The 5,498-nt window shown below is 71.0% G+C and carries 9 protein-coding genes and 1 pseudogene; 4 read left to right on the top strand and 6 right to left on the bottom strand.

Going from position 1 to position 5,498, the window contains the following annotated elements; genetic code table 11:
- Together B7X32_RS17865 and B7X32_RS17860 are read right to left on the bottom strand one after the other, a co-directional pair.
- Positions 1 to 296, bottom strand: a 296-nt coding sequence (locus B7X32_RS17865; protein ID WP_292722700.1) for a helix-turn-helix domain-containing protein, incomplete at its 3' end; no start/stop codon positions are given.
- Between the two features lie 67 nt (positions 297 to 363).
- Positions 364 to 738 (bottom strand): SPW repeat protein, encoded by a 375-nt coding sequence (locus B7X32_RS17860; RefSeq protein WP_292722697.1) that lies wholly within the window; start codon positions 736 to 738, stop codon positions 364 to 366.
- Between the two features lie 125 nt (positions 739 to 863).
- Here B7X32_RS17860 and dinB point away from each other — a divergent pair, with 125 nt between their 5' ends.
- The 3 genes from dinB (at position 864) to B7X32_RS17845 (ending at position 3,095) form a co-directional block, all read left to right on the top strand.
- Positions 864 to 2,117: a DNA polymerase IV gene (gene dinB, locus B7X32_RS17855; RefSeq protein WP_292722696.1), complete on the top strand. Its 1,254-nt coding sequence runs from the start codon at positions 864 to 866 to the stop codon at positions 2,115 to 2,117.
- 80 nt (positions 2,118 to 2,197) lie between these two features.
- Positions 2,198 to 2,530, top strand: coding sequence for a hypothetical protein (locus tag B7X32_RS17850; protein WP_292722694.1), 333 nt, complete (start codon positions 2,198 to 2,200; stop codon positions 2,528 to 2,530).
- Positions 2,514 to 3,095 carry a hypothetical protein gene (locus B7X32_RS17845; protein WP_292722692.1) on the top strand — a complete coding sequence of 194 codons (582 nt, stop codon included), beginning with the start codon at positions 2,514 to 2,516 and terminating at the stop codon, positions 3,093 to 3,095. Before B7X32_RS17850 ends, B7X32_RS17845 begins: the two co-directional genes overlap by 17 nt.
- Before the next feature lie 4 nt (positions 3,096 to 3,099).
- Here the strand turns inward: B7X32_RS17845 and B7X32_RS17840 are convergent, their stop codons facing one another.
- The 4 genes and pseudogenes from B7X32_RS17840 to B7X32_RS17825 all read right to left on the bottom strand — a co-directional run.
- Positions 3,100 to 3,573: a DUF2017 family protein gene (locus B7X32_RS17840; RefSeq protein WP_292722689.1), complete on the bottom strand. Its 474-nt coding sequence runs from the start codon at positions 3,571 to 3,573 to the stop codon at positions 3,100 to 3,102.
- A gap of 5 nt (positions 3,574 to 3,578) precedes the next feature.
- Positions 3,579 to 3,875, bottom strand: a complete 297-nt coding sequence (gene clpS, locus B7X32_RS17835; protein ID WP_292722687.1) for an ATP-dependent Clp protease adapter ClpS — start codon at positions 3,873 to 3,875, stop codon at positions 3,579 to 3,581.
- Positions 3,872 to 4,243: a metallopeptidase family protein gene (locus B7X32_RS17830; RefSeq protein WP_292722703.1), complete on the bottom strand. Its 372-nt coding sequence runs from the start codon at positions 4,241 to 4,243 to the stop codon at positions 3,872 to 3,874. Before B7X32_RS17830 ends, clpS begins: the two co-directional genes overlap by 4 nt.
- 90 nt (positions 4,244 to 4,333) lie before the next feature.
- Positions 4,334 to 4,732 (bottom strand): annotated as a pseudogene (locus B7X32_RS17825) (GNAT family N-acetyltransferase); the annotation flags it as partial.
- Positions 4,733 to 4,923: 191 nt separating this feature from the next.
- Here B7X32_RS17825 and B7X32_RS17820 point away from each other — a divergent pair.
- Positions 4,924 to 5,498, top strand: a 575-nt coding sequence (locus B7X32_RS17820) for a LysE family translocator (RefSeq protein WP_292722684.1), incomplete at its 3' end; no start/stop codon positions are given.

Raw genomic sequence — 5,498 nt, 5'->3', positions numbered from 1 at the left:
GGTGCCTCCCGATCGCGCAGAACGCGCTCGCCCACGTTCATCAGCGTCTGCACGGGGTCTCCGCGCACCGCGAGCGGTCCCGCATCGAGGGCGGCGGTGCGCAGGCGCTCGTCGATGAGCGCCCCGAGGATGTCGGGCTTGGCCGGGAAGTAGTAGAAGAGCAGGCCCTTGGGCACCGCGGCGGCGTGCGCGATCCGGGCCGTGGACGTGCCGTCGAACCCGTGGCGGGCGAACAGCGCCTCGGCGGCGTCGAGGATGCGGGTGCGGGCGTCGCCGGCATCGGGGCTCTCGGTCATGGCGTCTCCTCATGAAGGTGCGGGACGGTGGTCTCCCAGCGTCCCGCACCCTGTGCGACCGTGCAGGTCACGCGTGAGCCGCCGTGGGGCCGCCGTGCGAGGAGCGGTGGGCCTTCTCGGCGGGCACCAGCGCCCACAGCCCTGCCGCCACGCAGACGGCTCCGCAGATCCACGAGGTCCAGGCGGGCCCTGTGTCTCCGGCGTAGGAGCCGATCCATGGGGAGATGAACAGCAGCGCGCCGATCGCGGCGAGGATCCACTCCATCGACACGAGACCGGGAGCTGCGAGGCTCCATACCCCGGCAGCGATCATCAGGACGCCCAGGACGATCATCATGGTCATCGACATGCCCATGCCGGGCGTCATCACGATGCCCGCCACGACCGCGACCAGTCCGGCGGCGACGGCCACCCAGTCCTGCCAGCGTGTCCACTTCTTCATAGAACTCATCCTCCTTGCAGTCAGATGGCTCCCGAATGGGGGTCGCCACTGATTCTACCGCGCTGATTGACCGACCGGTCAAAAGTGTGGGATCGAATGTCGGCGGCCTCCGCGAGAATGGATGCATGGGACGAGGCGACGGATCGGGGCGGATCGTCTCGGCGCCCGGGGCCGACGACAGCGGGACGGGGATCCTGCACGTCGACATGGATGCGTTCTACGCCGCCGTCGAGGTGCTGCACGATCCTTCGCTGCGCGGGCTCCCGCTGATCATCGGCTCTCCGGACGGCCGGTCCGTGGTCTCGAGCGCCTCCTATGAGGCGCGGCGCTACGGCGTGCGCTCCGCGATGCCGGTGTCGCAGGCCGTCCGGCTCTGCCCGACGGCGCGGATCGTGCCGCCCGACTTCACGAAGTACCGCGACGTGTCGCAGAAGGTCATGACGATCTTCGAGCAGGTCACGCCTCTCGTCGAGCCGCTCTCGATCGACGAGGCGTTCCTCGACGTGCGGGGGGTGCGGCGGCTCTGGGGGAGCCCGGGGCGGATCGGTGCCATGATCCGGGAGCGCGTGCAGGACGAGGTGGGGATCAGCTGCAGCGTGGGGGTCGCCGCCACCAAGCACGTCGCCAAGATGGCCTCGACCATGGCGAAGCCCGACGGACTGCTCATCGTCGCCGCCGCCGACACGCTCGACTTCCTCGCCACCAAGCCGGTACGCGCGATGTGGGGCGTCGGACCCAAGACGGCGGAGTCCCTCGAGTCGCGCGGCATCCGGCTGATCCGGGACATCCGCGCCACGCCCGCATCCGCCCTCGAGCGGGCGGTCGGCCCCGCCCTCGCGCAGCGCCTGGGCGAGCTCGCTGAGGGGCGGGATCCGCGGAGCATCGAGACGAACCGCGTCGAGAAGAGCGTGGGGCATGAGGAGACCTTCGAGATCGACGTCTCCGACCGCGAGGCGCTCCGCTCCGAGCTGCTGCGCCTCGCGGACCGGGTCGCCGCACGGCTGCGCAGGGCGGGCTGGGAGGCCGGGACGGTGGCGATCAAGATCCGCTTCTCGGACTTCACGACGGTGAGCCGCTCGCAGACGCTTCCCGAGCCGACCTCGGTCGGCCAGCGCATCGGCGAGGTGGCTCGCACGCTCTTCGAGGCGATCGACCGGCGGGACCCCATCCGGCTGGTGGGCGTGCGCGCCGAGCGCTTGACGGATGCCGGCGGGGCGCTGGGGCTGTGGGACGACGACGCCGAGTGGCGTCGCGTGGAGGATGCGCTCGACAGCGCGCAGGCGAAGTTCGGATCCGGAATGGTCACGCGCGCCCGGCATCTGGGAGCGCGGGCGGGACGAGGCGCCGCGCCCCATCCCCGCGCGCACGGACTGGACTGATCCCGGCGCGATGCCGGAGAGGCACCGCCGAGCGGCGGCAGCCGGTGGTCGAGGTCGCGCCGGTGGGCTAGCGTGGACGCATGCCGCACATCGCACTCGAGCTTGGCAAGAACTCCGCGTCCTTCGGCGTCAAGAGCGCCTACGGCGAGACGCAGGAGGTGGACGGCGCGTCGTTCACCCCGGTCGCCCTGACCCTCTCCGGCTTCGGCGGAGGCTCCGGCGGCGCCGAGGGGACGGCCGAGGGCGAGGGCGGCGGCGGTGGCGGGTTCGCGATCCCGCTCGGCGTGTACGTGCGCCGTGAGGAGGGACTGCGGTTCGAGCCGAACCTCGTCTCCCTGCTGGCCGTGGCCGTGCCCTTCGTCTGGGTGGCCGGCCGTGCGATCTCCCGCATCATCCGTGCCCTCAAGAAGTGACGATCCGGTCGCACGTGCTCTGAGCGAGGCGGTCTCGCGGATCGCCGAGGCCGTGCGCGCCGTGCAGGCGTCGAACCCGGTGGTGCTCGTGGACGGGCGCAGCGGCGCCGGGAAGTCCACGCTCGCACGACTGCTCGCCGAGCACTGGCCGCTGCGCACGGATCCGCAGCTGATCGCGCTGGACTCGATCTATCCCGGCTGGGACGGCATGGACGCCGGGGCCGAGCGCGCCTATGAGCAGATCCTCCGTCCGCATGGGCGCGATCTCGTCGGCACATGGCAGCGCTACGACTGGGACGCCGGCGAGTACGCGGAGAGCTACGCGGTGGACCCCTCGCGGGGCGTGATCCTCGAGGGATGCGGCGCGCTCACGCCCAGGTCGGCGCGCATCGCCGACGTGCGGGTGTGGGTGGAATCGCCCGAGACGAGCCGCAAGCGGCGCGCCCTGGACAGGGACGGCGAGCTCTTCCGGCCGCACTGGGAGCGCTGGGCCCAGCAGGAGGTGGCGCACATCCGACGGGACGACCCGATCGGATTCGCCACGCTCGTGGTCTCGATCCCGTGACCGCCTAGACGCCGTCGAGCTCGTCCGCGGCCTCGACGAGCAGATCCAGGCGGTAGCCGAGCCACTCGTACACGCCGAGTCGGGGATCGTCAGGATCGGGCGCGGGGTCGTCCTCGATGCCGAGCCGCGAGGCGATCACGAGCCGCAGCGCCGCGAGCGTGCGCAGCCAGGCGTCAACCTCCGACGGGGCGAGCACCAGCTCCTCCCTCGGCTCCGGTTCCTCGCCCAGAGAGCCGAGGCCGGCCTGCACGACGCGGGCGTCGGCGGCGCGGCGGTCCAGCAGATCGGCGCTGGTCGCATCGGCGAACTCGGCCGACGCGTCGGGGTCCTCGGGATACACCGCGGGGGTGAGGCGGTTCAGAGCGGCGTCCGCGCCGATCTCGGTCTCGCGGAGCAGGTCGAGGAACTGCTCGACGAGCTCGGCGAGATGCCGGGCCTCGATCGACTGCATCGGCACATGGATCCCGGATCCGGTCATCCCGCTCACTCTCCCGCCCGGCGCACGGTCGCCCACAGCCCGTAATCGTGCATCGCCTGTGCGTGCACCTCCATGGTCTCGCGGGGCCCGACCGCCACGACCGCGTGACCCTCGTTGTGCACCGCCATCATGAGGCGCGTGGCCCGATCCTTCGGATAGCCGAAGTACGTCCGGAACACCCGCACCACGTAGCTCATGAGGTTGACCGGATCGTCCCAGACGACGAGCTCCCAGGGCACGGCGGGCGCGGCCTGCAGGTCGAGCTGCTCGTCGACGGCGGGAGTGAGGAGAGGGGAGCTCATGCCCACCCCAGTTCGTGCAGCTGCGCGTCGTCGATCCCGTAGTAGTGCGCGATCTCGTGCACCAGGGTGGTGTGCACCTCGTCGCGGAGCTCTTCCTCGCCGGCGCACTGGGCGAGGTGCGGCTCGCGGTAGACGATGATCCGGTCGGGAAGCTCTCCCATGCCGTAGTTGCCGCGCTCGGTGACGGCCAGGCCGTCGTAGAGCCCGAGCAGGTCGAGCGAGCCGTCCTCCGGGCGGTCCTCGACGACGAAGACCAGGTTCTCGAGGCCCTCGACCATCTCATCCGGCAGGCGGTCGAGTTCGTCCGCGACGAGCTCTTCGAACGCCTCCGCATCCATCTCCGTGCCGCCGGAGAGGTCGATCGTCATGTGCACGCGGCGTCCGAGCTCGTTCAGCCCGATCCGCTCCTCGGTGTCCAGGAGCGCGCGATAGAACGGGTGGTCGGGGGAGTCGGCCTCCGTGAATCCGAGTGCGGCATAGAACGGCGCGTTCCACGGCACGTCGGCGAACGTGCGCAGGGTGACGGCGCGGTAGCCGCGGTCGGCCGCCTCGTCGAGCGCCGCCTCGACCAACTCGCGTCCGTGGCCGCGGCGCGCGTGCGAAGGCAGCACGGAGAGCTGCTCGAGGTGCGCGTGGCCGTCCTCCTCGAGCACGTGCACGAAGCCCACGGGTGCGCCGTTCTCCTCCTCCGCGATGACGAGGACGAAGCCCGGCTCTGCCGCGCGAGCGACGCCGGAGGGGGCATCGCCGGCGAGCGCCGCGCCGAACAGGGGGGTGAAGACGGCGTCGGCCTCGTCCTCGATCCCGGCCAGCTTCGCGAGGTCGGCATCGGTCGCGGTGCGGACGAAAGAAGCCATGCCTCGATGCTATCCGGCCTGTGGAAGCGGTCGGCCGCGGCAGTGAAGCTCCCGGCTCGGCGCCGTGGTCTCCGATACGGGGGCCGAGGCTCCGCAGGCACTCCGCGATGTGGCCTAGACGTGATTTGGACCTTGACCGTCGTGCGTTCTTGGATCTTCTGTGCGGTCCAGGCGCAATCCAGGCTGGGGGCATGGATACGAGCTTCCTGCTGACATCGATCGTGATCACGGCGACCCCGGGCAGCGGCGCACTGTTCACGATCGCCGCGGGGCTGTCCCGGGGCGTCCGCGCGGGGATCGTCGCCGCGGTCGGCTGCACGCTGGGAATCCTGCCGCACCTCGCGCTGGCGCTGTCGGGCGCCGCCGCGGTGATGGCGGCGAACCCCGTCCTGTTCGACGTGATCCGCTGGCTGGGCGTGGCGTATCTCCTCTACATGGCCTGGGGCATGTGGCGGGACGAGCGCGGGCTCGCGACGACCACGGAGGCAGAGGACGGATCCACCGCGCCGGGGATGTCGTTCGGGCGCGTGATCCGCGATGCGGTCCTCGTCAATCTGCTGAACCCGAAACTCACGATCTTCTTCTTCGTGTTCCTGCCGATGTTCGTGGATGTCGAAGCGTCCGACGGCGTGCTGCGGATGGCAGGCCTCGGCGCGGCGTTCATGGGGATCACCTTCGTGATCTTCGCGGCCTATGGCGCAGGCGCCGCGCGCGTGCGGGACTTCGTGCGCGTGCGTCCCGCGGTGAATCGGCTCCTCGGCCGTGG

The organism is Microbacterium sp. 13-71-7 (genome assembly GCF_002257455.1).
Classification (GTDB): Bacteria; Actinomycetota; Actinomycetes; order Actinomycetales; family Microbacteriaceae; genus Microbacterium.
The sequence above is the reverse complement of the archived record's forward strand: the minus strand, read 5'-3'. Positions and strand labels throughout refer to the sequence as shown.

What these genes read in the sequence shown, in the direction of transcription:
- B7X32_RS17850 (WP_292722694.1), top strand. Translation starts at nt 2,198, where the DNA reads ATGCCGCACATCGCACTCGAGCTTGGCAAGAACTCCGCGTCCTTCGGC.
- dinB (WP_292722696.1), top strand. Translation starts at nt 864, where the DNA reads ATGGGACGAGGCGACGGATCGGGGCGGATCGTCTCGGCGCCCGGGGCC.
- B7X32_RS17830 (WP_292722703.1), bottom strand. Translation starts at nt 4,243, where the DNA reads ATGACGATCGACCTCTCCGGCGGCACGGAGATGGATGCGGAGGCGTTC.
- clpS (WP_292722687.1), bottom strand. Translation starts at nt 3,875, where the DNA reads ATGAGCTCCCCTCTCCTCACTCCCGCCGTCGACGAGCAGCTCGACCTG.
- B7X32_RS17840 (WP_292722689.1), bottom strand. Translation starts at nt 3,573, where the DNA reads ATGACCGGATCCGGGATCCATGTGCCGATGCAGTCGATCGAGGCCCGG.
- B7X32_RS17860 (WP_292722697.1), bottom strand. Translation starts at nt 738, where the DNA reads ATGAAGAAGTGGACACGCTGGCAGGACTGGGTGGCCGTCGCCGCCGGA.